The following is a 25,330-nucleotide window of genomic DNA, read 5'->3' as shown; positions in this document are numbered from 1 at the left end:
GCGCCGTTACGGTAACGCCGCATAAATTTTGTGACAGGGAGAGAATGCAATGAAATTCGTTAAACTGCTGACAGGTGCTGTACTGGCGGGCGTGGTTGCGCTGACACTGAGCGCCTGTGCGCCAACCTCAACCAAAGAGGGAACCGGTGGCTACATTGATGACACCGTGGTGACCACAAAAGTTAAAGGTGAACTGCTGAAAGATGACTCGCTGAAATCAACTGAAATCAACGTAGAAACCTTTAAAGGTAAAGTTCAGCTGAGCGGTTTTGTTTCATCACCACAGATGGCTAATCATGCCGTTCAGGTTACGCGCAGCGTGCCGGGCGTGAAGTCCGTGGTAAACAATATGCAGATCAAATAATGTCTTAACAGACAAAAAAAGGCCGCTGATTTAGCGGCCTTTTTCTCATCAGAAACGGTAACCCGCGCCAAAGAAGAACACCCAGGGGTCGATACGCATATTGATGTTCTGCTGTTCGCCACCCGCTTTAAACTTCACTTCGGTATCAATATCCATGTACCACACCGAGGCATTCAGCATCCAGTCGCGGTTAATCTGGTAATCCAGACCGACCTGACCCGCTACACCCCAGGAATCCTTGACGCTGAGATCGGTCAGGCCCGCATCGCGGCCCGTTTGATTGAAATCGGCATCGTAAAAGGTGGTGTAGTTGATACCCACGCCTACGTAAGGACGCGCCTTGCTTTTGCTGTCAAAGAAGTAGTACTGCGCCATCAGCGTCGGCGGTAACTGGCGCACTGTGGCCAGTGTGCCGGTCGGGCCCAGGCCCACTTTGTGACGGAAAGGTGTGGCGGCCAGTAATTCGACACCAATGTTGTCCGTTGCCATATACGTAAAGGTGAGGCCCAACTGCGTGTCGTTGGATGCGCTGAACTCGCCCATCCCTAACACATTATCGGAACCCTCGGTGGGCCGGACGGTGGCACTGCCCGCACGCATAAAGAAGTCGCCCGCTTCGTGGGCCATCGACAGCTGGGGGAAAGCCAGAGCCAGCAGCATCGCGCATTTTGCCAGTTTCATCATCACTCCTTTGCTTAATGTTAATGTCGCAAACGTCATCGCTTTTTTGCTGGCAAATATTTAACGTGATTTACAGAAAATTGCACTCTGTACCCTTTAGATAAATTACTTAAAAAACAATGAATTGATTTAGATCAATTTCGACGCATGCTGGCGCCGCAAAATTCCCCTTGCTGAATAATTTCGCCGGGCCTATTTTGCTTATCTTCTCTGGTGATTTTGGTTCGATGCCCTGGGAGGGGCGGGTGATCAAATGAGTGAAATATCTAACCCTTGTGTCAGCTGTGGCGCCTGCTGCGCCCATTTCCGCGTCTCATTTTACTGGGCTGAAGCCGATGATGCAGGCGGCCCTGTGCCGACCGCATTAACCGAACCGCTCAGCCTGTTAATGCGCAATATGCGGGGTACGAACGATCGCGCGCCCCGCTGCGTGGCTCTCGAGGGCAATATTGGGGGCTGTGTCTCCTGCGGAATTTATGAACAACGTCCGACGCCCTGTCGGGAATTTTCGATGTCGGGCGAAGGGGGTATCCACAATGAAGCCTGCGATCGCGCCCGCGCCCGGTATGGTCTTCCCGCCCTTTTTTCTCCCTCTTTACCTGTCATGACAGAAAGTTATGCCACAGCGGGTGCCCGCGAGCAGCCAGAACATGTACAATCGCCGGGTTGATTAACCCGGTTCTTCCAAGGAGTGTACATGTCTATCACGGCAAGCTCGTTATACCGTGACACAGGAAATTTTGCGCGACATCAACTGGCTACATTGCTGTTGATGTCGCTGCTGACCGCTTTTATCACCGTCATGCTGGTGCATGTGCTGACGCCGGGTGCCGATCAGATGGCCCTCCTGCAGCAAGGTGACGATAGCGCCAGTTCGTTGTTTGAGATAGTGCAGAATATGTCTCCGGAACAGCAGCAGGTATTGCTGCGTGCCTCTGCGGCCAGCACTTTTGCTGCGCTGATGGGTAATACGCTGCTGCTTGGCGGAATGCTCTATCTGATCCCGATGGTCTCTTCCGGCCAGCGTGTGAGTGCGTTGCGTGCCATTGGTGCGTCCGCGCCGCTGTTGCCAAAGCTGTTACTGCTCACCTTCCTGATGACGCTGGTGGCGCAACTGGGCTTTATGGTGCTGGTGGTGCCAGGCATTATACTGACGATTCTGCTGTCACTGGCACCGGTGATGGTGGCCAGTGAAAAAATGGGTGTCTTTGCTGCCATGCGGGCCAGCATGCGGATGGCGTGGAAGAATGTGAAGCTGATTGCACCTGCCATTCTACTCTGGCTGCTGGCCAAAGTGGTGGTGATGCTGTTCTTCTCTTCGCTGACGGTATTACCGCTCAATGTCTCGTCGGTGATTTTCACCGCGGCAGGGAATGTGGTTTCGGCAATGTTGATCATCTATCTTTATCGGCTCTATATGCTGTTACGTTGATTGTCGGTGTGCCTTCGGGCACATTCGCAGCCAACTCTGAATGGAAAAACTATGAAGCAGCTACTCGACTTTCTCCCCCTGGTGGTCTTTTTCATCTTCTACAAGCTGTATGACATTTTTGTTGCCTCTGGCGCATTGATTGTCGCCACTGGCCTGGCCCTGGTCGTCAGCTGGGTGCTCTATCGAAAGCTGGAAAAAATGACGATTTTCACCTTTGTACTGGTGGCCGTCTTTGGCACCCTGACGCTGGTGTTCCACAACGATGAGTTCATTAAGTGGAAAGTCACGGTCATCTACAGCCTGTTTGCCGCAGCCCTGCTCTACAGCCAGTGGTTTATGCAGCAAACGCTGATTCAGCGCATGCTCGGCAAAGAGCTTCAGCTGCCTGACGCGGTCTGGCGTCGGCTAAACATCGCCTGGGCGCTGTTTTTTCTGATTTGCGGCCTGGTGAATATCTATGTCGCCTTTTGGTTATCTCAGGCGTTTTGGGTTAACTTTAAAGTGTTCGGTCTCTCCGGTCTGACCTTACTGTTTACCCTGCTTAGCGGGCTTTACATCTGGCGACAGATGCCGCAGCAGGAACAAAAATAATTACTCTGCCCGGTACGCCGGGCATTTTTTTAGCATTTACCTGCATAAAAAGTGGACGCGATGGGCGAAAAACATAAATTGCCGCAAGGCGAAATGGTGCTGCGTACGCTCGCCATGCCAGCAGACACCAACGCCAACGGCGATATTTTTGGTGGCTGGCTGATGTCACAGATGGACATGGGCGGCGCTATCCTGGCGAAAGAGATCGCTGAAGGGCGCGTTGTGACGGTGCGTGTTGACGGCATGTCATTTCTGAAGCCGGTGGCGGTGGGCGATGTAGTGAGCTGCCATGCGAGCTGTATCCGTACCGGCAACAGTTCCATGACGATTAACGTTGAAGTGTGGATTAAAAAAGTGTCGTCTGAGCCGATTGGACAGACCTACTGTGCCACAGAGGCAGTCTTTATTTATGTGGCGGTCGATAGTGAAGGCCATTCACGTCCTTTGCCACCCGGACGCGCCAATCAGCAGCCAGGCAATTAAGTCACGGGTCAGGCGGCTTTAGCCTGACCCGGCGTCTTATTCAATGCTGGCACCACCCTTGATCTTAAACACAATATTCATGGTCAGCCCCTGGCCTGGCTGTCCACTCTGGTAGCGCCACTTTTTCATCGCCTGCTTAACCTCCCGCTCAAACATATTGCGCGGTTCAGCAGACACAATCTGGATGTTATCCACTCTTCCCTCACTGTCCACATCAAACTTCACCCGTACCCGGCCTTCCACCCGCAATGCAAAAGCGCGCTGAGGATAACCGGGCTTACTCACGCTCAGGGCTTTAGGGCCGTTTGACGCCGACGAGGTGGGTGATGGCGTGGCTTTTGGCGCTGCGGCGGGTTTGCTCTGGGTCGCCGTTGTCGCCTGATTAAACGGGCTAGCCTGAGGTTTGCTCTCCTGACGGGGCTTCACGTCGCGTTTGGGCTGCTCCCGCTTGTGCTCAGGTTTCGGCTTTGGCTTTGGCTTAGGTTCAGGTTTTGGAATGGGCACCGGCTCCGCTTTCGGCGGTTCTGGCACCGGTTGAGGTTCCGGTTGAGGTTCCGGTTGAGGTTCCGGCGCAGGGGGCTTTGCAATAGCCGGTGCAGGTTCGGGCTGGACTTCAGGGGCGACCATGGTCACGCTGATGGGTTGCGACGCTTTGGGCACATCAATCACCTGCTGGAATGAAGCATAGAGAATTCCGGCAATCACGGCCCCATGCAGAGCAACAGACAATAACATGGAGACAGGCGTGCGTTTAGGTAATGGCATAGTCAGCGTGGTCATAACGGTCGCAGTGATTGAATGAAGCCGCGATTTTAAATGCAAATAGCAATCAGTTTCAATAACTCCCGCTCTACAGCATGAAGAAAAGCGCTTTTCAGCCCATTATGCTGAGCCATCAACCGCCCGGAGGTTTCGTTTGCACTCTTAACGGCGATCCCTTAACGTGTTGCAAAATTCTGATTAGTGGGAGTTCCCTGGTGCTTTACGTCATTTATGCAGAAGATACTGCAGATTCGCTGGAAAAACGTAACGCTGTGCGTCCTGCCCACCTGGCGCGGCTCAAACTGCTGCAGGAAGAGGGACGCCTGATCATTGCAGGCCCGATGCCTGCAGTCGACAGCAACGATCCGGGCGTGGCAGGCTTCACCGGCTCAACCGTGATTGCTGAGTTTCCGTCGCTGGAAACCGCGCAGTCATGGGCGCAGGATGACCCTTATTTTGCGGCAGGTGTTTACAAGCAGGTCTCGGTTAAGCCGTTTAAACGCGTCTTCTGATAAAGAACTAGCAGTCAAAATGGCTTCTGTGCCTGGGTACAGAAGCCATTTGTATTTTGATCGTTTAGAGAGGAAAGATGCAGATAATCATTCCGGGACTATTGGCAATTATCGTTTTACTGATCGGGAGCGCAGTTTATCTGTGGCGAACGCAGGGCTGGCGTAACAAAAAGGAGTGGATTGTGATGCTAATCGTGCTGGCGGCAGCACTGCAGTTGGTAAACGTGACGCTGGTAATGACGGCACAACGCCCCGCTGGTTAATGCAATTTAATAACGCACCCCGGTATCACAGAACCGCTAATTGATCGCTGTGACCACGACTATTCTGCCTGAACTTCATACCGCATCCATACGCATTAACGCGGCGATAACGTCTTCATCTTAATTTGAATAAGGTATTGTTCTTATCTAAACGGGCATGGTGGATCAATTACCCCGCTTCTGGTTTCCCACAATGTTGACATTACTGGCTGGGATATATTCAGTGCAGTATTAACCCCGATCCAGAATCAGACCAATCAGTGCATGATAGTGCTGCTCTTCTTCCGGGCTGGTGACATGCTGTAAGCGGCTGATAAGTTTTGAGCAGAGAGCTTTACGATTCAGGCTACGGCCAGAACTGATAATTTCCGTCACGACAGCGCCAAGAATGGCCTGTTGGGTAGGCTGCGCAGCACTGTGTAAATAAGCGGAAATGTCAGATATTGAAGCGGGAATACGAACGTTAGTCTGCATGATTGCTCCTCATAGGATTCATTTAAGGTCACTTACCGATGGGGTAAAGTTATACAACAAATATGTAATTGTACACATATTTAGCTTATAAAATCTTAGCAGCATAACAGAACTAAAAAATATATATAAATTACAACAACATATAAAAAACAAAATTGTACAAGTTTACTACCTGCTAGCGTACAACTCGCCTGGTACGCGCCTGAATAACCTTTTTTACTGTTAAAAATGATCTATCCGTTATTTTTTTAATAGCGAAGAGGAATTATTCTGCAGGGCTGTCTACATTTATGACTGGTTAGTTACACCTCTGAATGGATACGCAGTAACGTCGCAGGCTTATTATGAACAAAATCAACACTATTCAGGCCTTTACACTGCTTAACCCTCTGGTATCCCGGGTTCTGGCTATTGCCGATCCTAAAATCGAAGTGCTCAGTGGCTATCCGGCAAATTGCTCAGCGTGGCTAACTGTTTATTACCAGCGTAAGTCAGATAGGTGGTCTTATGAATGGTATGACCGTGCAGGCTACCGACGACCAATGTCGCTGGGTAGTACGATAGTTTGTCTGATGCGTGAAGTCAGCGATCGGGGTGCGTCACGACAGGAGCATTTAAAAGCGCGACAGGTGCTGGCGAAATTAGGATTTTTTGAAGCCTGAAGGAGCGTTACCTCAGGCAGGCTGAAACCCATAATGAGTTTTTACGCAAATCCGTCGCTGCCTGAAAGACAGGTCACTCCTTTCAGGCTCGTTTAAAACAACCTGATTATATTATTTGCGTAATAAACAGAATCGAACGACGCTGCTGCTGGGCCAGTTGATGGCGAATACAGTGAATACGCTTATAACGCCGTGACTGCCCTTCCAGCCAGCGTGAGCGACGGCGATGTACCTGACGTAACATTCTCCAGCGCGCGACTTCATTTCTGCTTCGTTTCATCACTTCCTCTCTGACTTCGTCTTCGCGAGGGCATTATAGAGCTCTCTGCGATAATGCCAAATCAGATCTCTCATCGTGGTCCGGGATAAAAGGTTCCGTTAGCCGTCATCTGCACGTAAACTTGCCTGACGGAAGCGCGAACGGGATGTCCACTTTATGACCACTTTTTATACGCTGATCAGCTGGTTGCTGCTGTTTGGATACTGGCTGTTGATTGCCGGTGTCACATTGCGCATCCTGATGAAGCGTCGGGCCGTTACATCAGCGATGGCCTGGCTACTGGTTATCTATATTCTGCCGCTGGTGGGCATTATCGCTTATCTCTCCTTCGGCGAACTGCATCTGGGTAAACGTCGCGCGGAACGCGCCCGCACCATGTGGCCGTCCACCGCCCGCTGGCTTAATGATCTGAAGCAGTGTCGTGAAATTTTTGCCACCGAGCACAGCGACGTTTCACGTTCGCTGTTTGAGCTTTGCTACCATCGCCAGGGCATCGCCGGGGTCAAGGGTAACCAGCTCCAGCTGCTCACCAGTTCCGACGACGTCATGCAGGCGCTGATTCGTGATATCCAGCTGGCCCGCCACAACATTGAGATGGTGTTCTATATCTGGCATCCCGGCGGTCTGGCAGATGAAGTGGCTGAATCGCTGATGGCTGCATCACGCCGTGGTGTTCATTGTCGACTGCTACTCGACTCAGCGGGCAGCGTGACCTTTTTCCGCAGTCCCTGGGTCGGCATGATGCGTAATGCCGGGATCGATGTGGTGGAAGCATTGCAGGTCAGCCTGCTGCGCGTCTTCCTGCGACGAATGGATCTGCGTCAGCATCGCAAAATCGTGCTGATTGATAATTACATTGCTTATACCGGCAGCATGAACCTGGTGGATCCCCGCTTCTTTAAGCAGGGCGCGGGTGTCGGCCAGTGGATTGACCTGATGGCGCGAATGGAAGGCCCGGTTGCGGTTGCGATGGGCATTGTTTTCAGCTGTGACTGGGAGATTGAGACCGGCAAACGCATTTTACCGCCGCCGCCCGATCGCAACATCATGCCGTTTGAACAAGAGAGCGGCCACACCGTGCAGGTGATCGCCTCCGGTCCCGGTTTCCCGGAAGATATGATCCATCAGGCGCTGCTGACCGCGGTCTATTCAGCACGTGAACAGTTGATCATGACCACGCCCTACTTAGTGCCCAGCGACGATCTGCTGCATGCTATCTGTACGGCGGCTCAGCGTGGCGTCAATGTCAGCGTGATTGTGCCACGTCACAATGATTCGCTGCTGGTCGGGTGGGCCAGCCGCTCCTTCTTCAGTGAGTTACTGGAAGCTGGCGTGAAAATCTACCAGTTTGAAGATGGGCTGCTGCACACCAAAAGCGTGCTGGTCGACGGACAGCTAAGCCTGGTGGGAACCGTGAACCTTGATATGCGCAGTTTATGGCTGAATTTTGAAGTGACGCTGGTGGTTGATGATGCGGGATTTGGCAGCGATCTGGCCTGTGTACAGGATGACTATATCGCCCGTTCGCGCCTGCTGGATGGCAAGCGCTGGGCAAAACGTGCCTGGTGGCAGCGCATCGTCGAACGACTGTTTTACTTCTTTAGCCCTTTACTGTAAAACGAGCCAGATTGTGTTAATGGCCTGAGGCCGACAGGACAGACTATGGATTTAAATAATCGCCTTACCGAAGATGAAACGCTGGAACAAGCCTACGATATTTTTCTCGAACTGGCAGGCGACAATCTTGATCCGGCAGATATTATTCTCTTTAACCTGCAGTTCGAAGAGCGCGGTGGCGCAGAACTGTTTGATCCGTCTGAGGACTGGAAAGATCATGTCGATTTTGATCTGAATCCGGACTTCTTCGCCGAGGTGGTGATTGGGCTGGGTGAAGCGGACGGTGAACCGATCACCGACGTCTTTGCTCGCGTGCTGCTGTGCCGCGAAAAAGATCACAAACTCTGTCATATCCTGTGGCGTGAGTAAGCGTCAGATTTGATAAGAAAACGCCGGGCGATTACCCGGCGTTTTGCATTATAGCGGATCGACTTTCAGACAGGAGACAGCGTGGTTGAAGCTGCCTTCCAGCAGCGGCCGGGTTTTCGCACACTCCGGACCGGCAATCGGACAGCGGGTGCGGAACACGCAGCCTGATGGCGGATTGATCGGCGACGGCAGCTCCCCTTCCAGCAGCTGGATCTGCTTGTTCTTCTCCTTGTCCGGATCGGGAATCGGCACGGCGGACATCAGCGCACGGGTGTAAGGATGCTGAGGATTGCTGTAGACCTCTTTATAGGTACCCAGCTCCACCGCATGCCCCAGATACATGACCAGCACCCGGTCAGAGATATGTTTCACCACCGCCAGATCATGGGCAATGAAGATCAGAGATAGCCCCATTTCGCGCTGTAGCTGCTGCAACAGGTTAACCACCTGCGCCTGAATCGATACATCCAGCGCCGATACCGGCTCATCACAGATAATCAGCTTAGGCTCAAGAATCAGCGCGCGGGCGATACCAATACGCTGACACTGACCGCCCGAGAACTCGTGCGGATAACGGTTAATCAGGTTAGGCAGCAGCCCCACTTTCATCATCATATTTTTGACGCGGTCTTTCACTTCCTGACGCGCCATTTTCGGATGATAAGTACGCAGAGGCTCCGCGATGATATCGCCAATGGTCATACGCGGGTTCAGCGATGCCAGCGGATCCTGGAATATCATCTGAATATCGCTGCGTGCCTTGCGCCACTCCTCTTCACTTTGCCCCAGCAGATCACGGCCTAACCAGGCGACCCGGCCTTCAGTCGCCTTCACCAGCCCGATAATGGCGCGCGCCAGGGTCGATTTACCGCAGCCCGACTCGCCTACCACGCCTAGGGTTTCCCCCTCATACAGGCGAAGGCTGACACCATCGACTGCTTTCAGGGTTTTTGATGGCTGCCAGAACCACTGCCTGCCATCTTTGATGTCGAAATGCACCTTGAGGTCGGCGATTTCCAATAACACTCTTTTTTCAGCGACGGTGCTCATACTAACTCCTCCACCGGCTTAAAGCAGGCGCGCAGACGGCCTTCGCCAAAGGGTTCCAGCGGTGGTGCCTGGGTGCAGATGTCCATAGCGTGCGGACAACGCGGCTGGAACGGGCAGCCCTGCGGCAGACGCAGCAGGTTAGGTGGATTACCCGGAATCGTCGTCAGACTTTCCCCTTCCGCATCCAGACGCGGGACCGCATTAAGCAGGCCAATCGAGTAAGGATGTGACGGCTGATAAAAGACATCGCGGGCACGGCCATACTCCATGGTGCGTCCGGCATACATCACCAGCACTTTGTCACAAATCCCCGCCACCACACCCAGATCGTGGGTGATCATGATAATGGCGGTATTGAACTCGCGCTTCAGGTCGTTGAGCAGCGTCATAATCTGCGCCTGGACAGTGACATCCAGCGCGGTGGTCGGCTCGTCGGCAATCAGCAGTTTGGGACGGCACAGCAGCGCCATGGCGATCATTACGCGCTGACGCATCCCGCCGGAGAACTCATGCGGGTACATCTTCATCCGTTTGCGCGCTTCCGGCATTTTTACCGCATCCAGCATTCTCACTGACTCTTCAAACGCCTGCGCGCTGTTCATCCCTTTGTGCAGCTTCAGCACTTCCATCAGCTGCTCGCCTACCCGCATGTAGGGATTCAGCGAGGTCATCGGGTCCTGGAAGATCATCGCGATCTGTTCGGCGCGCAGTTTATTGAGCTTGTTCTCAGGCAGATTCAGGATCTCTTTTCCGTTGAACAGCGCAGAACCGCCAATGCGGCCGTTTTTTGCCAGCAGCCCCATCAGGGCAAAAGCGGTTTGTGACTTTCCAGAGCCGGACTCCCCGACAATGCCCAGCGTCTCACCGGCGTGCAGTGAGAAGTTCAGGTCATTAACGGCGGTGACATCACCATCATGCGTGCCAAAGGTCACGCGTAAATCTTTGACCGTAAGTAGCTGTTCGCTTCCCGCGCGGGCCGCCATCGCTGGCTGAAATTCATGAATAGTCATCGGGAAACTCCTTAACGATCTTTCGGGTCGAGGGCATCACGCAGGCCATCGCCGATAAAGTTGAAACAGAACAGCGTGACCACCAGGAAACCTGCCGGATAAAGCAACAGCCACGGCGACACTTCCATCGAGTTAGCGCCGTCGCTGAGCAGTGCGCCCCAGCTACTTAACGGCTCCTGCGTGCCCAAACCCAGGAAGCTCAGGAAGGATTCAAACAGGATCATGCTTGGCACCAGCAGCGAGGCGTAAACCACGACCACACCCAGTACGTTCGGCACGATGTGGCGCACCACGATTTTCCAGGTTGAAACCCCGCCGACATGGGCCGCTTCGATAAACTCTTTACGCTTCAGGCTCAGTGTCTGGCCGCGCACAATACGCGCCATATCCAGCCACGAGACCATGCCGATAGCAGCAAAAATCAGCAGGATGTTGCGGCCAAAGAAGGTCACCAGCAGGATCACAAAGAACATAAACGGGAAGGAATTAAGGATTTCCAGAATACGCATCATCACTGAGTCAGTTTTGCCGCCAAGATAACCGGCAATCGAGCCATATAGCGTCCCCACGATCACGGCAATCAGAGCTGAAGCCACGCCCACCATCAGTGAGATTCGTCCACCGATTGCCACACGTACCAGCAGGTCACGTCCCGATGAATCGGTACCGAACCAGTGACCAGAGGTGGTATCAGGCGGTGAGGACATCATCGCCCAGTCGGTATCGTCGTAGGTGAATTGCGCCAGCATGGGGGCAAAGATCACGAACAGCGTAATCAATAGCAGCACCAGCAGGCTGATTGAGGCGGCCCGGTTATGGATAAAACGTCGACGCGCGTCCTGCCAGAGACTACGCCCTTCTACTTCCAGCTTCTCACTGAACGCATCAAGAGCTTCGCTGTTTTTCTTACTTAATATCATGGCGAACTCCGCTATCAGTAACGAATTTTAGGATCAATAACGGCATAGAGCACGTCAACAATCGCGTTAAATACAATAGTCAGCAAACCGACCAGAATGGTCAGGCTCATCACCAGTGAGTAGTCCCGGTTCAGCGCGCCGTTCACAAACAGCTGGCCGATGCCTGGCAGACCGTAGATCGACTCAATCACCATCGAACCGGTGATGATGCCAACAAATGCCGGCCCCATATAGGAGATCACCGGCAGCAGCGCCGGTTTCAGCGCATGACGCAGCACAATGCGGCGCAGCGGTAACCCCTTGGCGCGTGCCGTGCGGATGAAGTTGGAGTGCATCACTTCTATCATCGATCCGCGGGTAATACGCGCGATACTGGCAATATAAGCCAGCGACAGCGCCACCATCGGCAGCAGCATGTAGTTCCATTGCCCGCCATTCCAGCCGCCGCCCGGCAGCCACTTCAGGGTGATGGCGAACAACAGTACCAGCAGCGGCGCGACCACAAAACTGGGTATCACCACGCCGGTCATTGCCACCCCCATCACCGCGAAATCCCACAAACTGTTCTGTTTGAGCGCGGCGATCACCCCAGCGGTGACGCCAAGCACCACCGCCAGCAGGAAGGCGGCCAGGCCGAGTTTGGCCGAGACCGGGAACGCATGCGCGACCAGGTAATTGACCGAATAATCTTTGTATTTAAAGGATGGGCCGAAATCGCCGTGCGCCAGCTGCACCAGGTAATCGACATACTGCTTACCGATAGGATCGTTGAGGTGATATTTCGCCTCAATGTTGGCCATCACTTCCGGTGCCAGGGTGCGCTCGCCGGTAAAGGGGCTGCCGGGTGCCAGCCGCATCATAAAGAAGGAGATGGTAATCAGGACGAACAGCGTCGGGAGCGCTTCAAGCAAGCGACGCAGGATGAATTTTAACATTGCCGTACCTACCAGGCTGTTGCTTCACAACATATAAAAAATTAAAAAAGGCGGCGCCAGACGCGCCGCCACTGCTGATAGCCTGAATGCTATTAGTGTTTAATGATGTAGAAGTTTTTATCGAGCGTTTTGTCCAGTGGATCTTTACCGGTATAACCGCCGAGATACGGTTTCACCAGACGCGAGTTTACGTAGTAGTAAACCGGTACGATGGTGCTGTCTTTATCCAGGATCTGCTCAGCTTTCTGATAGTCCGCTGCGCGCGCTTTAGCATCCGGAGCCTTGATAGCGTCACGCACCACTTTGTCAAACTCATCGCTCTTATAGTGCGATGTGTTACTGCTGCTGTTGGACAGCATGGTGTTCAGGAATGACGTCGGTTCGTTGTAGTCCGCACACCACGCCGCACGCGACACATCGAAGTTACCCTGATGACGGGTGTCCAGGAAGGTTTTCCACTCCTGGTTTTCCAGCTTGATGTTCACGCCGATGTTTTTCTTCCAGATCGACGAGGCGGCAATCGCCAGCTTCTTGTGCAGATCGGAAGTGTTATACAGCAGGTTAAAGGTCAGCGGTTTGTCGGCGGTGTAGCCCGCTTCAGCCAGCAGCTTCTTTGCTTCGGCATTACGTTTGTCCTGTGACCATTTGAACCAGTCTGGCGGCAGAATGTCCATGCCGTCAGTGGATGGCGGTGTGTAGCTGTAAGCTGGTTTCTGGCCCTGCGCCAGCACTTTATTCACCATGATGTCACGATCCAGACCCAGCTTCAGGGCGGCGCGCACGCGGGGATCGGTGAATGGCGCTTTCTGGTTATTAATTTCGTAGTAGTAGGTGCAGAGGTAAGGATCGACGTGCAGCTCTTTACCGTTGTCACGCTGGAGCTTTTTAAACAGCTCAATCGGCATGTTGTTGTAGGTCATGTCGCTGCCGTTCTCGGAGAAGTAACGGTTAACGTCACTGACTTCAGAACTGATGGGCAGGAAGGTGACTTTGTTCAGCACCGTGTGTTCGTTGTCCCAGTAGTTCGGGTTACGCACCAGAGTGATGCGCTCGTTAATCACGTGCGCGTCCAGCTTAAAAGCACCGTTGCCGACCCAGTTCTGGGGCTGAGTCCACTGCTCGCCAAACTTCTCAATTGCCGGTTTGTAAACCGGTGACATGACGGAGTTGATCAGCAGCTTATCAAAATAGGGAACCGGCTCACTCAGGGTGACTTCCAGCGTGTGGTCATCAATGGCTTTGACGCCCAGATCAGTAACCGGTTTTTTGCCGGCAATGATCTCATCAACGTTCAGGATATGCCCATATTGCGGATAGCTGGCGTAAGGTGAGGCCGTTTTAGGATCGACCAGACGCTGCCAGCTATAGACGAAGTCCTGCGCGGTGACTGGCTCGCCATTGGACCATTTGGCATTTTTACGTAAGTGGAACGTCCACACTTTGAAATCTTTGTTTTCGTAACTTTCCGCTACGCCCGGGATCGGTTTACCGTTGCTGTCATTGACCAGCAGACCTTCGTAAAGATCGCGCGCCACGTTATCTTCTGGCACGCCTTCGATTTTGTGCGGATCCAGCGACTGGACTTCATCGCCATTGCCGCGAACCAGCTCCTGTTTTGCGGCCAGCTCAACGCCCGCAGGCACCGTTGCCGCTAAAACCGTATTCCCTGCCAGCGCACTCACTGCGGCGAAAACGCCCGCTGCAATCAGGCTTTTTTTCGTGATGTTGTTCATTATTACACTCCAGTTTTATTATCGTCACCGTGGCGATGCTCTGCCCCGGCGTCCCCCGTCTACGGGCTCCCTGGCCTGTTACCAGGGAGATTGACCCCAAAAAATGGTCTGTTTGCTGATGCGTTTTCCGACTGTCTCGCCGAACGGGCGATCAGCTCAGTGTTGTTTGATGAAATAGTACTTCAGGTCTGTTATGTCCTGCGGGTCTTTGCCCGTGAAGCCGCCAACCCAGGGCTTCACCAGGCGCACACTTACGCGGTAGTAAACTGGCACAATTGGTGAGTCTTTGTCGAGTTGTGTTTCAGCCTGCTGATACAGGTCGGCGCGCTGCGCGTCGCTGCCCGCCGTCAGCGTTTCTGCCATCAGACGATCAAAGGTCGCGCTGCTGTAAAACGCGGTGTTAATCGAGGCGTTACTGATCAGCATGTTCAGGAAGGTTGAGGGTTCGTTGTAGTCGGCACACCAGGTGGCGCGCACCACGTCGTACTGCGCCTGATGACGGGTCTCCAGCAGGGTTTTCCACTCCTGATTCTGCAGCGTCACCTTAGCACCCAGGTTTTTCTGCCACATCGACGCGGCCGCAATCGCCTGTCGTTTGTTCTGATCGGAAGTGTTATAGAGCAGCGTAAAGGTCAGTGGATGGGCAGCATCAAAGCCAGCCTCTGCCAGCAGCTTCTTAGCGGCTTCATTACGCTGCGCCTGCGTCCAGGCGAACCAGGCAGGTGGAGTGAGTTTGATACCGGCGGTGAAAGGCGGCGTCAGGCTGTAAGCCGGAATCTGCCCCTGGGCCATGATCTTATTGGCAATCACCTCGCGATCGAGGGTCATTTTCAGTGCGGCACGCACCCGTGCATCGGTGAACGGCGGCTTTTTGTTATTAATTTCGTAGTAGAAAGTGCAGAGCAGCGGGCTGACCTTCACTTCATCACCCAGTTCTTTACGAAGCTTGCCAAACATCTCTGGTGGCACCGCACTGTTAGTAATATCCGTGCCGCCGCTGCGGTAGCGATTGATATCGCTGTTTTCAGAGGCGATCGGCAGGAATGTCCCCTGTTCAATCACTGTGTGGGCATTGTCCCAGTAGTGAGGATTGCGCTTCACGACAATTTTTTCATTCACCACCCAGTCGCTCAGTGTATAGGCACCGTTACCGATGTAGTGACCCGGGCGGGTCCAGGCTTCGCCCCACTGCTTAATGACCTGTGCATAAACGGGTTTCAGCGCCGTATGCGCTAGCATCGCCACCAGATACGGAACTGGTTCACTCAGGGTAATTTGCAGCCGATGGGCATCCAGCGCTTTTACACCCAACTGATCGGGTGACGCTTTACCGGCAAGAATGGCATCAATATTGGCAAAATGGGCTGCCTGCAGATAGCTGGAGTAAGGCGATGCGGTATCCGGGTCCACCAGACGGCGCCAGCTATAGACGAAATCAGCGGCGGTAACCGGCTCACCGTTGCTCCACTTCGCATCCTCCCGCAGATTAAAAATCCAGACGGTGGGTTGCGGGTTTTCCCAGCTTTTTGCGACGCCCGGAACGACCTGCCCGCGGTTATCGGTATTGACCAGGCCGTCCAGCAGGTTCTGAATAATATTGGATTCCGGCACGCCTTCAGTTTTATGCGGATCCAGTGAGGAGACTTCGCTTCCGTTATTGATCACTATCTGCTGTTGCGCTTCCAGCGCCGTACCCGGCGGAACCGTAGCGGCATAAGCCGGAGCAAAGGCCATTAACAGCACACCGGCGAGTGTCGAGCGCTGCTGCTGCAAATTTTCTATCCCAATCATGCGAAACGCCAACCCTTAATTAAGTATCCCGATAGGCTTAAGCAAAAAGCGTTCTCACTTTGGGCTTTCGGAGAAAAAAAATCACGATGGGCCAAAAATTATCAGAAGCCGCGAAGGGGCGCCAAAGCAAAATAGCTAAAATGTTAACTATTTCTCTTTTCTCATGAGTAATCATGCAGCGCAAGTGTTAATTTACGCTCTAAAAATACTATATCGATATGAAAAATAGAGGATTTATCTGGAACCCCCTCTCCGAAACAGAAGGCAGTGCTTAAAATCGTCAGTTTTGGCAATTATCTGGAAAAAGTTGGCTTCAGCATGATGAAAACGAGGCTGCTGGCTCTCATGTGGCGGTTTATGGGGCTGATTAGAAAATAGAAAGCAGATTGTCATGTGAAAATAGTGACATATTTTTGCAAAAATAAGTCTGTGAACTAACGCGCAGTAATGAAATTTATAATCGACTGTCTCTGTTAAGAATCGCGAATAATTGCAATGTAATGGTGCAATAAAAGAGCTTTTTGCACCATTATGAGTCACCCATCCACTTCACTGATTGAAATAAGTAGGCTTTAATTAAGCAGGCCGGGAAAAATGGACTTCATACCTGTGACAACAAATTCTATACCCAACGCCATAAGTAACAGACCCATGATGCGGGTAATGACATTGATACCCGTCTGCCCCAGAATACGCACCATCAATGGCGCGGCCCGGAACAGTAACCAGCAACAGAATGCAAAGATGGCGATCGCCAGCGTAAAACCCAGCAGGTTTAGCCAACTGTGGTAGCGGGTACTCCAGACTATCGTCGAGCTAATTGCACCCGGCCCCGCCATCAAAGGTAACGCCAGCGGCACAACACCCACGCTTTCTCGGATCGCCGTTTCTGACTTCTCCTGCTTGTTCTGCTTATCCTCCCCCAGCTTGCCGCTGATCATCGACATCGCAATAGTGACAACCAGAATCCCACCCGCTATGCGAAAAGAATCAATCGAGATGCCAAACACACGCAAAATCGCATCGCCGAGGAAAAGTGATGTCCAGAGGATAATGGCGACTGCCAGATTGGCAGTGAGGTTGGTTTTATTCCGCTCAGCCACCCCCTGGTAACGCGTCATGCTGATGAACACCGGAATAATGCCCACCGGATTGACCAGCGCAAACAGCCCGACAAAAAATTTTATATAGCCTGATAAATCTAACAGCGCAGGGTTCACGACTTACTCCGTACCACAGGGGGGGGAAAACGCGCCTAATGTATGTGAAAACAGACGCAGACGCCAGATGCTTACCCAGCTATTTATACTGATAGCGTGCCGATTATTTAGCGCTTTACGCCAGAGATTAAAAAGTGACTGGGTTTAGCCGCTGCCAGACTAACGCTCTGTAGGTTTAAACAGATTTGATGTGAGAAGCGATTATGGGGATGCTGAAAGGTGTCAGCTTGCGGTTAAATTGATCGTCATCAAAATTGGCCTATCCCAAACCAGGTACTCTTTTCTCAACGGAAGTATTAGCAGCCACGAACGACCCTTCGCGGATGGCAGCAGAAGACTAGTTTAGTAAACAGTTGAAAATCCTGGCGTTCCCTCCCAGCCAGACGCGTTATTGTAACGTGACTATACTCAGGATGCAGGAGTGTTTACTAAAAAAGTTTAACTTCCTTCAGGAGAACACCATGGCCGTAACTAATATCGCTGAACTCAATGCACTGGTTGAACGTGTAAAAAAAGCACAGCGTGAATATGCCAACTTTTCTCAACAACAGGTCGACGCCATCTTCCGTGCCGCCGCCCTCGCCGCCGCAGATGCCCGCATTCCGCTTGCCAAGATGGCCGTTGCCGAATCCGGCATGGGCATCGTCGAAGACAAAGTGATAAAAAATCATTTTGCTTCAGAATATATTTATAACGCTTATAAAGATGAAAAAACGTGTGGTGTGTTAGCCACTGACGATACTTTCGGCACCATTACCATCGCCGAACCCATTGGTTTGATTTGCGGCATCGTCCCGACCACCAACCCGACTTCAACTGCCATTTTCAAAGCATTGATCAGCCTCAAAACCCGTAACGGAATCATCTTCTCGCCACATCCGCGCGCGAAGGACGCGACAAACAAAGCGGCAGATATCGTATTGCAGGCCGCGATTGCCGCGGGTGCGCCAAAAGACATTATCGGCTGGATCGATGCCCCTTCCGTTGAGCTTTCAAACCAGCTTATGCATCACCCGGACATCAACCTGATTCTCGCCACCGGCGGTCCAGGCATGGTGAAAGCGGCTTACAGCTCCGGTAAACCAGCGATTGGTGTGGGTGCCGGTAATACGCCGGTCGTGATTGATGAAACCGCCGATCTGAAACGTGCCGTTGCTTCAATTCTGATGTCGAAAACCTTTGATAACGGGGTGATCTGCGCCTCTGAACAATCAGTGATTGTGGTTGATTCGGTCTATGACTCAGTGCGTGAACGTTTCGCCAGCCATGGCGGTTACATGTTGCAGGGTGCCGAACTGAGTGCGGTGCAGAATATCATCCTGAAGAATGGCGGTCTGAACGCAGCCATCGTCGGTCAGCCGGCATTCAAAATCGCGGAGATGGCCGGTATCAGCGTGCCACCGAGCACGAAAATTCTGATTGGCGAAGTTAAACTGGTGGATGATTCTGAACCGTTCGCCCATGAAAAACTCTCACCAACGTTAGCGATGTATCGTGCGAAAGATTTCCAGGATGCGGTAGATAAAGCCGAAAAACTGGTCGCCATGGGCGGTATCGGCCATACCTCGTGTCTCTATACCGACCAGGATAACCAGACTGAGCGCGTTCACTACTTCGGCGACAAAATGAAAACCGCACGTATTCTGATCAATACACCAGCCTCGCAGGGTGGGATTGGTGACCTCTACAACTTTAAACTGGCACCCTCTCTGACGCTGGGTTGTGGTTCATGGGGCGGTAACTCTATTTCTGAGAACGTCGGTCCAAAACACCTGATTAATACCAAAACTGTCGCCAAGCGAGCTGAGAATATGTTGTGGCATAAACTTCCTAAATCCATCTACTTCCGTCGGGGTTCACTGCCAATTGCGCTGGAAGAAGTGGCAACGGACGGTGCAAAACGTGCTTTTATCGTTACTGACCGCTTCCTGTTCAATAACGGCTACGCTGACCAGGTTACCCGGGTACTGAAATCACACGGTATTGAGACTGAAGTTTTCTTTGAAGTTGAAGCTGACCCGACGCTAAGCATCGTGCGTAAAGGGACAGAGCAGATGAACAGCTTTAAACCGGATGTCATCATCGCTCTGGGCGGCGGTTCCCCAATGGATGCCGCAAAAATCATGTGGGTGATGTACGAACATCCGGAGACCCACTTTGAAGAACTGGCGTTACGTTTTATGGATATCCGTAAACGTATCCACAAGTTCCCGAAAATGGGCGTCAAAGCACGCATGGTTGCCATCACCACCACGTCCGGTACCGGTTCAGAAGTGACGCCATTTGCCGTCGTTACCGATGATGCGACAGGTCAGAAATATCCACTCGCTGACTATGCGTTAACACCTGATATGGCGATTGTTGATGCCAACCTGGTGATGGATATGCCGCGTTCACTTTGCGCCTTCGGCGGTCTGGACGCGGTGACCCACGCGCTGGAAGCCTATGTTTCAGTACTGGCAAATGAATACTCTGATGGACAGGCACTGCAGGCACTGAAACTGCTGAAAGAGAACCTGCCAGCCAGCTATGCCGAAGGCGCTAAAAATCCAGTGGCACGTGAGCGCGTACACAATGCCGCGACTATCGCCGGTATTGCGTTTGCCAACGCCTTCCTCGGGGTCTGTCACTCAATGGCGCATAAACTGGGTTCAGAGTTCCATATCCCACATGGTCTGGCCAACGCCCTGTTAATCTCGAACGTTATTCGCTACAACGCGAATGACAACCCGACTAAACAGACCGCTTTCAGCCAGTATGATCGTCCACAGGCTCGTCGTCGTTACGCCGAGATTGCTGACCATCTGGGTTTGAGCGCCCCGGGCGACCGCACCGCGCAGAAAATTGAAAAGTTGCTGGCCTGGCTGGATGAGATTAAAACTGAACTGGGTATTCCAGCCTCTATCCGTGAAGCCGGTGTTCAGGAAGCGGACTTCCTGGCGAAAGTCGACAAACTGGCTGACGATGCGTTTGATGACCAGTGTACCGGCGCTAACCCACGTTATCCGCTGATTGCAGAGCTGAAACAGATTATGCTCGATACTTTCTACGGTCGTGAATTTGTCGAACCGTTCTCGAGCATAGCCGAAGCGGTAGCTGAGCAGCCAGTAAAAGGTATCAAAATTGATAAGAAAGCGAAGAAAGTCTGATAGTACCATTTTGACTGTCTGATAAAAAAACCCGCCACGGCGGGTTTTTTGTTACCTGAACAATAGCCCTGTTAATTCAGGTGAGTCTTTGCGCCATGAATCGCCTGCAACGATCCCTGCTCGATAGCCTGTTTATAATGCTTACGGCAGACTGAAATATAGCTTTCGTTACCGCCAATCACCACCTGCTCACCCTCACTGAAGGGCTTTCCCTCGCTATCCAGTCGCAACACCATGCTGGCCTTGCGGCCACAGTGACAGATGGTTTTGAGTTCAACCAGCTTATCTGCCCATGCCAGCAGATACTGGCTGCCAACAAACAATTCACCGCGAAAATCGGTTCGTAGTCCATAGCAGAGTACCGGAATCTCAAGATCGTCTACGACATCAGAGAGCGATTTAACCTGCTCGCGGGTCAGGAACTGACTTTCATCAACCAGCACGCAGTGAATAGGCTGCGCTGCATGTTGAGCAGCAATGTCGCTGTAAAGTGAGGTGTGCGCATTATACAGCAAAGCCGGTGACGAGAGGCCGATGCGGGAACTCACTTGCCCGGCACCAAAGCGGTTATCGATTTCAGCAGTGTAGACCAACGAACGCATACCGCGCTCATGATAGTTATATGAGGATTGCAGCAGTGCGGTCGATTTTCCTGCATTCATAGCAGAGTAATAAAAATAGAGTTGTGCCATAAGCGCGTATCTTCATCAGGACTTAACGGAATGGCGCGCATATTAACACAAAGTGCCAGCAGTACGTTGCGGTTGATGGATGAATAGAGCGCAACGGCTGCCGATTTATACCTTCACAGGCAGTTTCCAGCGCCTGTTATCTGCACTGCCAGCGTGGATAAGCTTTGCTTATTTAATCGTCAAAAAAAGGAATGACACTTTTGTTACTTAAGAAATACATTAAATTTATTTGATATGAAGCCAAAGGAAAATATTTTTTATTCGGCATAATCGTGAATTTTTCACACGGAATTATTTTTGGTCATCACTATAATTGGCAGTCAGAATATATTTATGATTGAAGTTATTTAGTGTCACCACTACTATTAGCGGGCAACACAACTTTTCCCCTTATTCAGAGACCAGGACAATGAGCGAAGCACTAAAAGTTCTTAATAATATCCGTACGCTGCGCGCCCAGGCCAGAGAGTATTCCGTTGAAACACTGGAAGAGATGCTGGAAAAACTGGACGTGGTGGTCAAAGAACGCCGCGAAGAAGAGTCGCATTTTCAGGCAGAAAATGAAGAACGCACCCGTAAGCTTAATCAGTATCGTGAAATGCTGCTGGCCGATGGAATCGACCCGAATGAACTGATTAACACGCTGACCGCTGCCACCCGAGCTGCGGCAAAAGGCAAACGCTCAGTGCGCCCGGCAAAATATGGTTATACTGATGAAAAAGGTGAGTCCAGAACCTGGACCGGTCAGGGACGTACGCCAGCCGTGATTAAAAAAGCGCTGGAAGAACAGGGTAAAAAGCTGGACGATTTTTTATTGTAAGAGCATGCCTCTTCGCTGTCTCAGCGAAAGCGCGCCTGATACGCAACAAAAAAAGGAAGCCGGAGCTTCCTTTTTTTAATCAGACTTGGTAATAATCCTGATACCAGTCAACGAATTTTTTAATGCCCTCTTCAACCCCGGTCTGCGGTTTAAAACCTATTGCCTTAAACAGGGCTTCGGTATCGGCACTGGTTTCCAGTACATCACCAGGCTGCATTGGCATCAGATTTTTCCTCGCGGTAATACCCAGTGCTTTTTCAAGTGCTTCGATATAATTCATCAACGTAACAGGCTGACTGTTACCGATATTATAAACACGATAAGGCGCTGAACTGGTTGCTGGGGTACCGGTTTCAACTGTCCAGTTGTCGTCTTGCTGCGGAATAACATCCTGCAGGCGGACAATGGCTTCTGCAATATCGTCAATATAGGTAAAGTCGCGTTTCATCTGGCCCTGGTTATAAACATCAATCGCTTCACCGGCAATCATTGCACGGGTGAATTTGAATAATGCCATATCCGGACGGCCCCACGGGCCATAGACGGTAAAGAAGCGCAATCCTGTCGTCGGCAAATGATAGAGATGCGAGTAAGTATGCGACATCAACTCGTTGGCTTTTTTCGTCGCCGCATATAAAGAAACCGGATGATCGACGCTATCTTCGGTTGAGAACGGCATCTTGCGATTCAGACCATAAACTGAACTGGAGGAGGCGTAGAGCAAATGTTCAATTTTATGATGGCGGCACCCTTCAAGGATATTGAGGTGACCAATCAGATTGGAGTCTGCGTAGGCATGCGGATTTTCAATCGAATACCGGACGCCAGCCTGGGCGCCCAGGTGAATAACGCGTTGGAATCGTTGCTGGTCGAACAGTGATGCAATTGCGTCACGGTCCGCCAGATCCATCTCAATAAAAGTAAAATCAGGGTCACCGTTAATTAGACTGAGACGGGCATGCTTGAGATTTACGTCGTAATAATCATTCAGGTTGTCGATACCGACAACCTGGTGACCGGCGGCCAGCAGACGCTGGCTGACATGAAAACCAATAAAACCTGCGGCGCCGGTAACCAGAAAGTTCATAAATCCCTCGTTAAATTATGCAGTTTGAATAGACGCTCCGCGGCCGATTGCATAATAAACGAAACCGCGTTTGTTGGTACGCTCTGGATCATACAGGTTGCGACCATCAAAAATCACGGGTTCTTTCAGTGCATTTTTGATGACATCGAAGTCAGGCGCACGGAAGTTTTGCCATTCCGTACAGATGACCAGACCGTCAGCGCCCTGCAGTGCTGCTTCTTTAGTACCCATCAGCTTAAGATCGCTACGATGGCCATAGATGCGCTGCGCTTCATCCATCGCTTCCGGGTCAAATGCCTGAACAGATGCGCCAGCTTCCCACAGCGTTTCCATCAGCACACGGCTGGAGGCTTCACGCATGTCGTCAGTATTCGGCTTAAATGACAGGCCCCAGAGTGCAAACGTTTTGCCACTCAGATCGTCACCAAAATGTCGTTTGATAAAGGTTGGTAGCTTGTGTTTCTGGTTGTCATTCACATCTTCCACAGCCTGCAACAGACGCGGTTGATAGCCAATTGACTCTGCGGTTCGGATCAACGCTTGAACATCTTTCGGGAAGCAGGAGCCGCCGTAGCCGCAGCCAGGATAGATAAAATGGTAGCCAATGCGGGGATCAGAACCGATGCCCTGGCGTACTTTTTCAATATCCGCGCCTAAACGTTCAGCAAGGTTTGACATCTCATTCATGAAGCTGATTTTGGTGGCCAGCATGCAGTTTGCCGCATATTTGGTCAGCTCTGCGCTGCGGATATCCATCATAATCATGCGATCGTGGTTACGGTTAAACGGCTCGTAGAGCTCGCGTAACAGTTCAATCACGTTGTCGTTATCGGTGCCGACAACGATACGTTCAGGACGCATACAGTCATTAACTGCAGCACCCTCTTTCAGGAATTCCGGGTTTGAGACCACATCAAAAGTGATGTTGGCATCACGCGCTTGCAGCGCCTCCGCCATTACTGCACGAACTTTGTCTGCTGTGCCAACCGGAACGGTTGATTTGTCGATAACCACTTTGTGATCGTTCATGTGCTGCGCAATGGTGCGCGCTACGGCGGTCACATATTTCAGATCGGCTGAGCCGTCTTCATCCGGTGGAGTACCGACTGCAATAAACTGCATAACACCATGGTTAACGCCTAGCGCAGCATCAGTGCTGAACTTCAGACGACCCGCTTCGTAATTTGACATTACCAGCGGCGTTAATCCTGGTTCGAAAATAGGAATGATGCCTTTTTTCAGATTTTCGACTTTGTTTTCGTCGACATCAATGCAGAGAACGTCATGTCCGACTTCGGCTAACACCGCAGCCTGAACCAGACCGACATAGCCGATACCAAATACAGTGACTTTCATCGAGTTATCCTGTGTTTATGAATTACTTTTTGTTGCCAACTGCGCCATCGAGCCATTCAGAAAAATCTTTGCCCAATACCGGATGACGAACACCGTACTCAACGAAAGCCTGCATGTAGCCCAGTTTGTTACCACAGTCATGGCTCACGCCTTTCAGGTGATAAGCTTCAACGGTCTCTTTTTCCATCAGCATGGCAATCGAGTCAGTCAGCTGAACTTCGCCGCCTGCACCTGGAGGCGTTTTCGCCAGCAGTGGCCAGATATCAGAAGAGAGGACATAACGTCCAACCACGGCCAGGTTTGATGGTGATTCTGACGCTTTAGGCTTCTCAACCACACCGACCATGGGTGCGCTGTCACCTGGGTTCAGTTCTGCGCCCTGGCAATCGACGACACCGTATGCGGTGACATCGGCAACCGGCTCTACCATGATCTGGCTACGGCCAGACTCTTCATAACGGCTCAGCATCTCTGCCAGGTTATCCTGGGTTGGGTTTGATTCGTATTCGTCGATGATGACGTCTGGCAGGATGACAGCAAATGGCTCATCACCGATCAGTGGGTGTGCGCACATAACAGCATGACCCAGACCTTTAGCGATGCCCTGACGAACCTGCATGATGGTAACGTGTGGCGGGCAGATTGACTGGATTTCATCCAGCAGCTGACGCTTAACGCGTTTTTCCAGCATTGATTCCAGTTCGAAACTGGTATCAAAATGGTTTTCGATGGCATTTTTTGATGAATGCGTTACCAGCACAATTTCATTGATGCCAGCAGCGATACACTCGTTAACGACATACTGAATTAACGGCTTATCAACCAGCGGTAACATCTCTTTAGGAATCGCTTTGGTAGCCGGGAGCATACGCGTGCCCAAACCCGCTACCGGGATTACCGCTTTTTTTACTTTGGTATTATTGGCAGACATTAAGATACCTCTCTTATAGGCCGTTCAAGTTAATACTTGATATGTCGGTTTAAAATCGGAAATGAGTATATCAGTTAGTATCGAACGGATTTATCCTGGAAGGCATGAAACCGTCGAAATTAAGACTATTACCCAACTGTAAAGCT

General features: G+C 51.7%; 27 protein-coding genes. 12 read left to right on the top strand and 15 right to left on the bottom strand.

The window, feature by feature from the left end; all coding sequences use genetic code 11:
* Nucleotides 1-49 precede the first annotated feature (49 nt).
* Nucleotides 50-364: a BON domain-containing protein gene (locus WFO64_RS14530; protein WP_337012813.1), complete on the top strand. Its 315-nt coding sequence runs from the start codon at nt 50-52 to the stop codon at nt 362-364.
* A gap of 48 nt (nt 365-412) precedes the next feature.
* On the opposite strand, the gene ompW is transcribed toward WFO64_RS14530, so the two are convergent.
* Entirely contained in the window at nt 413-1,048 is a 636-nt protein-coding gene (gene ompW / locus WFO64_RS14525; protein WP_029519099.1) for an outer membrane protein OmpW, read from the bottom strand.
* Between the two features lie 250 nt (nt 1,049-1,298).
* Here ompW and WFO64_RS14520 point away from each other — a divergent pair, with 250 nt between their 5' ends.
* From WFO64_RS14520 to yciA, 4 genes are read left to right on the top strand one after another with little or no spacing between them, the layout of a single operon-like run.
* Nucleotides 1,299-1,715: a YkgJ family cysteine cluster protein gene (locus WFO64_RS14520; protein WP_337012812.1), complete on the top strand. Its 417-nt coding sequence runs from the start codon at nt 1,299-1,301 to the stop codon at nt 1,713-1,715.
* A 27-nt stretch (nt 1,716-1,742) separates the two neighbouring features.
* The gene (locus WFO64_RS14515) at nt 1,743-2,477 is read left to right on the top strand and encodes a YciC family protein (RefSeq protein ID WP_337012811.1); all 735 of its coding nucleotides are present in this window, start codon (nt 1,743-1,745) and stop codon (nt 2,475-2,477) included.
* Between the two features lie 51 nt (nt 2,478-2,528).
* Nucleotides 2,529-3,068: a septation protein A gene (locus WFO64_RS14510; protein ID WP_111140053.1), complete on the top strand. Its 540-nt coding sequence runs from the start codon at nt 2,529-2,531 to the stop codon at nt 3,066-3,068.
* A gap of 60 nt (nt 3,069-3,128) precedes the next feature.
* Complete coding sequence (yciA, locus tag WFO64_RS14505; RefSeq protein WP_337012809.1) at nt 3,129-3,551, top strand: acyl-CoA thioester hydrolase YciA; 423 nt, start codon at nt 3,129-3,131, stop codon at nt 3,549-3,551.
* A gap of 36 nt (nt 3,552-3,587) precedes the next feature.
* Here the strand turns inward: yciA and tonB are convergent, their stop codons facing one another.
* Nucleotides 3,588-4,331: a TonB system transport protein TonB gene (gene tonB, locus WFO64_RS14500; RefSeq protein WP_337012807.1), complete on the bottom strand. Its 744-nt coding sequence runs from the start codon at nt 4,329-4,331 to the stop codon at nt 3,588-3,590.
* Between the two features lie 197 nt (nt 4,332-4,528).
* Between tonB and WFO64_RS14495 the strand changes: the two genes are divergently transcribed.
* Together WFO64_RS14495 and WFO64_RS14490 are read left to right on the top strand one after the other, a co-directional pair.
* The gene (locus WFO64_RS14495; protein ID WP_337012805.1) at nt 4,529-4,825 is read left to right on the top strand and encodes a YciI family protein; all 297 of its coding nucleotides are present in this window, start codon (nt 4,529-4,531) and stop codon (nt 4,823-4,825) included.
* A gap of 77 nt (nt 4,826-4,902) precedes the next feature.
* Complete coding sequence (locus WFO64_RS14490) at nt 4,903-5,088, top strand: hypothetical protein (RefSeq protein WP_337012803.1); 186 nt, start codon at nt 4,903-4,905, stop codon at nt 5,086-5,088.
* 231 nt (nt 5,089-5,319) lie between these two features.
* Here the strand turns inward: WFO64_RS14490 and ycgZ are convergent, their stop codons facing one another.
* Nucleotides 5,320-5,562, bottom strand: a complete 243-nt coding sequence (ycgZ, locus tag WFO64_RS14485) for a regulatory protein YcgZ (protein WP_337012801.1) — start codon at nt 5,560-5,562, stop codon at nt 5,320-5,322.
* Nucleotides 5,563-5,906: 344 nt separating this feature from the next.
* Between ycgZ and WFO64_RS14480 the strand changes: the two genes are divergently transcribed.
* Entirely contained in the window at nt 5,907-6,224 is a 318-nt protein-coding gene (locus WFO64_RS14480; protein WP_337012799.1) for a hypothetical protein, read from the top strand.
* Nucleotides 6,225-6,330: 106 nt separating this feature from the next.
* On the opposite strand, the gene WFO64_RS14475 is transcribed toward WFO64_RS14480, so the two are convergent.
* Nucleotides 6,331-6,504: a YciY family protein gene (locus tag WFO64_RS14475; RefSeq protein WP_003853917.1), complete on the bottom strand. Its 174-nt coding sequence runs from the start codon at nt 6,502-6,504 to the stop codon at nt 6,331-6,333.
* 156 nt (nt 6,505-6,660) lie between these two features.
* On the opposite strand from WFO64_RS14475, the gene cls reads away from it, so the two are divergent.
* Entirely contained in the window at nt 6,661-8,121 is a 1,461-nt protein-coding gene (cls, locus tag WFO64_RS14470; protein WP_337012797.1) for a cardiolipin synthase, read from the top strand.
* A 45-nt stretch (nt 8,122-8,166) separates the two neighbouring features.
* Nucleotides 8,167-8,490, top strand: coding sequence for an HI1450 family dsDNA-mimic protein (locus tag WFO64_RS14465; RefSeq protein WP_009089915.1), 324 nt, complete (start codon nt 8,167-8,169; stop codon nt 8,488-8,490).
* Between the two features lie 48 nt (nt 8,491-8,538).
* Here WFO64_RS14465 and oppF read toward each other — a convergent pair whose 3' ends face one another.
* The 7 genes from oppF to WFO64_RS14430 form a co-directional block, all read right to left on the bottom strand.
* Nucleotides 8,539-9,540, bottom strand: coding sequence for a murein tripeptide/oligopeptide ABC transporter ATP binding protein OppF (gene oppF / locus WFO64_RS14460; RefSeq protein WP_010244389.1), 1,002 nt, complete (start codon nt 9,538-9,540; stop codon nt 8,539-8,541).
* Nucleotides 9,537-10,550, bottom strand: coding sequence for an ABC transporter ATP-binding protein (locus WFO64_RS14455; protein ID WP_337012794.1), 1,014 nt, complete (start codon nt 10,548-10,550; stop codon nt 9,537-9,539). Before WFO64_RS14455 ends, oppF begins: the two co-directional genes overlap by 4 nt.
* Nucleotides 10,551-10,561: 11 nt before the next feature.
* Entirely contained in the window at nt 10,562-11,470 is a 909-nt protein-coding gene (oppC, locus tag WFO64_RS14450) for an oligopeptide ABC transporter permease OppC (protein WP_337012792.1), read from the bottom strand.
* 14 nt (nt 11,471-11,484) lie between these two features.
* Complete coding sequence (oppB, locus tag WFO64_RS14445) at nt 11,485-12,405, bottom strand: oligopeptide ABC transporter permease OppB (RefSeq protein WP_337012790.1); 921 nt, start codon at nt 12,403-12,405, stop codon at nt 11,485-11,487.
* A gap of 92 nt (nt 12,406-12,497) precedes the next feature.
* Nucleotides 12,498-14,138 carry an oligopeptide ABC transporter substrate-binding protein OppA gene (oppA, locus tag WFO64_RS14440; RefSeq protein WP_337012788.1) on the bottom strand — a complete coding sequence of 547 codons (1,641 nt, stop codon included), beginning with the start codon at nt 14,136-14,138 and terminating at the stop codon, nt 12,498-12,500.
* A gap of 156 nt (nt 14,139-14,294) precedes the next feature.
* Entirely contained in the window at nt 14,295-15,929 is a 1,635-nt protein-coding gene (locus tag WFO64_RS14435; RefSeq protein WP_337012786.1) for an ABC transporter substrate-binding protein, read from the bottom strand.
* Between the two features lie 572 nt (nt 15,930-16,501).
* Entirely contained in the window at nt 16,502-17,149 is a 648-nt protein-coding gene (locus WFO64_RS14430; RefSeq protein WP_337012783.1) for a YchE family NAAT transporter, read from the bottom strand.
* A gap of 461 nt (nt 17,150-17,610) precedes the next feature.
* Here WFO64_RS14430 and adhE point away from each other — a divergent pair, with 461 nt between their 5' ends.
* Nucleotides 17,611-20,298, top strand: coding sequence for a bifunctional acetaldehyde-CoA/alcohol dehydrogenase (adhE, locus tag WFO64_RS14425; protein ID WP_337012780.1), 2,688 nt, complete (start codon nt 17,611-17,613; stop codon nt 20,296-20,298).
* Between the two features lie 71 nt (nt 20,299-20,369).
* Here adhE and tdk read toward each other — a convergent pair whose 3' ends face one another.
* On the bottom strand, nt 20,370-20,990 hold the full coding sequence (gene tdk, locus WFO64_RS14420; protein ID WP_337012778.1) for a thymidine kinase: 621 nt from the start codon (nt 20,988-20,990) through the stop codon (nt 20,370-20,372).
* Between the two features lie 409 nt (nt 20,991-21,399).
* Between tdk and hns the strand changes: the two genes are divergently transcribed.
* Complete coding sequence (hns, locus tag WFO64_RS14415; RefSeq protein WP_337012776.1) at nt 21,400-21,810, top strand: histone-like nucleoid-structuring protein H-NS; 411 nt, start codon at nt 21,400-21,402, stop codon at nt 21,808-21,810.
* Nucleotides 21,811-21,889: 79 nt separating this feature from the next.
* Here the strand turns inward: hns and WFO64_RS14410 are convergent, their stop codons facing one another.
* From WFO64_RS14410 to galU, 3 genes are read right to left on the bottom strand one after another with little or no spacing between them, the layout of a single operon-like run.
* Nucleotides 21,890-22,897, bottom strand: coding sequence for an NAD-dependent epimerase (locus WFO64_RS14410; protein ID WP_337012774.1), 1,008 nt, complete (start codon nt 22,895-22,897; stop codon nt 21,890-21,892).
* A 15-nt stretch (nt 22,898-22,912) separates the two neighbouring features.
* Nucleotides 22,913-24,253 (bottom strand): UDP-glucose dehydrogenase family protein, encoded by a 1,341-nt coding sequence (locus WFO64_RS14405; RefSeq protein WP_337012772.1) that lies wholly within the window; start codon nt 24,251-24,253, stop codon nt 22,913-22,915.
* Between the two features lie 22 nt (nt 24,254-24,275).
* Nucleotides 24,276-25,184, bottom strand: coding sequence for a UTP--glucose-1-phosphate uridylyltransferase GalU (gene galU / locus WFO64_RS14400; RefSeq protein ID WP_337012770.1), 909 nt, complete (start codon nt 25,182-25,184; stop codon nt 24,276-24,278).
* Nucleotides 25,185-25,330: the final 146 nt, after the last annotated feature.

This window comes from Pantoea sp. AS142 (assembly GCF_037152305.1).
Lineage (GTDB): Bacteria > Pseudomonadota > Gammaproteobacteria > Enterobacterales > Enterobacteriaceae > Pantoea.
Note: the sequence above shows the minus strand (reverse complement) of the source record. Positions and strands in the feature narration are given on the sequence as shown.

Bases quoted from the DNA above. Each gene is read 5' to 3' on its own strand.
- WFO64_RS14530 (WP_337012813.1), top strand. From the start codon at position 50: ATGAAATTCGTTAAACTGCTGACAGGTGCTGTACTGGCGGGCGTGGTT.
- ompW (WP_029519099.1), bottom strand. From the start codon at position 1,048: ATGATGAAACTGGCAAAATGCGCGATGCTGCTGGCTCTGGCTTTCCCC.
- WFO64_RS14520 (WP_337012812.1), top strand. From the start codon at position 1,299: ATGAGTGAAATATCTAACCCTTGTGTCAGCTGTGGCGCCTGCTGCGCC.
- WFO64_RS14515 (WP_337012811.1), top strand. From the start codon at position 1,743: ATGTCTATCACGGCAAGCTCGTTATACCGTGACACAGGAAATTTTGCG.
- WFO64_RS14510 (WP_111140053.1), top strand. From the start codon at position 2,529: ATGAAGCAGCTACTCGACTTTCTCCCCCTGGTGGTCTTTTTCATCTTC.
- yciA (WP_337012809.1), top strand. From the start codon at position 3,129: ATGGGCGAAAAACATAAATTGCCGCAAGGCGAAATGGTGCTGCGTACG.
- tonB (WP_337012807.1), bottom strand. From the start codon at position 4,331: ATGACCACGCTGACTATGCCATTACCTAAACGCACGCCTGTCTCCATG.
- WFO64_RS14490 (WP_337012803.1), top strand. From the start codon at position 4,903: ATGCAGATAATCATTCCGGGACTATTGGCAATTATCGTTTTACTGATC.
- ycgZ (WP_337012801.1), bottom strand. From the start codon at position 5,562: ATGCAGACTAACGTTCGTATTCCCGCTTCAATATCTGACATTTCCGCT.
- WFO64_RS14480 (WP_337012799.1), top strand. From the start codon at position 5,907: ATGAACAAAATCAACACTATTCAGGCCTTTACACTGCTTAACCCTCTG.
- WFO64_RS14475 (WP_003853917.1), bottom strand. From the start codon at position 6,504: ATGAAACGAAGCAGAAATGAAGTCGCGCGCTGGAGAATGTTACGTCAG.
- cls (WP_337012797.1), top strand. From the start codon at position 6,661: ATGACCACTTTTTATACGCTGATCAGCTGGTTGCTGCTGTTTGGATAC.
- WFO64_RS14465 (WP_009089915.1), top strand. From the start codon at position 8,167: ATGGATTTAAATAATCGCCTTACCGAAGATGAAACGCTGGAACAAGCC.
- oppF (WP_010244389.1), bottom strand. From the start codon at position 9,540: ATGAGCACCGTCGCTGAAAAAAGAGTGTTATTGGAAATCGCCGACCTC.
- WFO64_RS14455 (WP_337012794.1), bottom strand. From the start codon at position 10,550: ATGACTATTCATGAATTTCAGCCAGCGATGGCGGCCCGCGCGGGAAGC.
- oppC (WP_337012792.1), bottom strand. From the start codon at position 11,470: ATGATATTAAGTAAGAAAAACAGCGAAGCTCTTGATGCGTTCAGTGAG.
- oppB (WP_337012790.1), bottom strand. From the start codon at position 12,405: ATGTTAAAATTCATCCTGCGTCGCTTGCTTGAAGCGCTCCCGACGCTG.
- oppA (WP_337012788.1), bottom strand. From the start codon at position 14,138: ATGAACAACATCACGAAAAAAAGCCTGATTGCAGCGGGCGTTTTCGCC.
- WFO64_RS14435 (WP_337012786.1), bottom strand. From the start codon at position 15,929: ATGATTGGGATAGAAAATTTGCAGCAGCAGCGCTCGACACTCGCCGGT.
- adhE (WP_337012780.1), top strand. From the start codon at position 17,611: ATGGCCGTAACTAATATCGCTGAACTCAATGCACTGGTTGAACGTGTA.
- tdk (WP_337012778.1), bottom strand. From the start codon at position 20,990: ATGGCACAACTCTATTTTTATTACTCTGCTATGAATGCAGGAAAATCG.
- hns (WP_337012776.1), top strand. From the start codon at position 21,400: ATGAGCGAAGCACTAAAAGTTCTTAATAATATCCGTACGCTGCGCGCC.
- WFO64_RS14410 (WP_337012774.1), bottom strand. From the start codon at position 22,897: ATGAACTTTCTGGTTACCGGCGCCGCAGGTTTTATTGGTTTTCATGTC.
- WFO64_RS14405 (WP_337012772.1), bottom strand. From the start codon at position 24,253: ATGAAAGTCACTGTATTTGGTATCGGCTATGTCGGTCTGGTTCAGGCT.
- galU (WP_337012770.1), bottom strand. From the start codon at position 25,184: ATGTCTGCCAATAATACCAAAGTAAAAAAAGCGGTAATCCCGGTAGCG.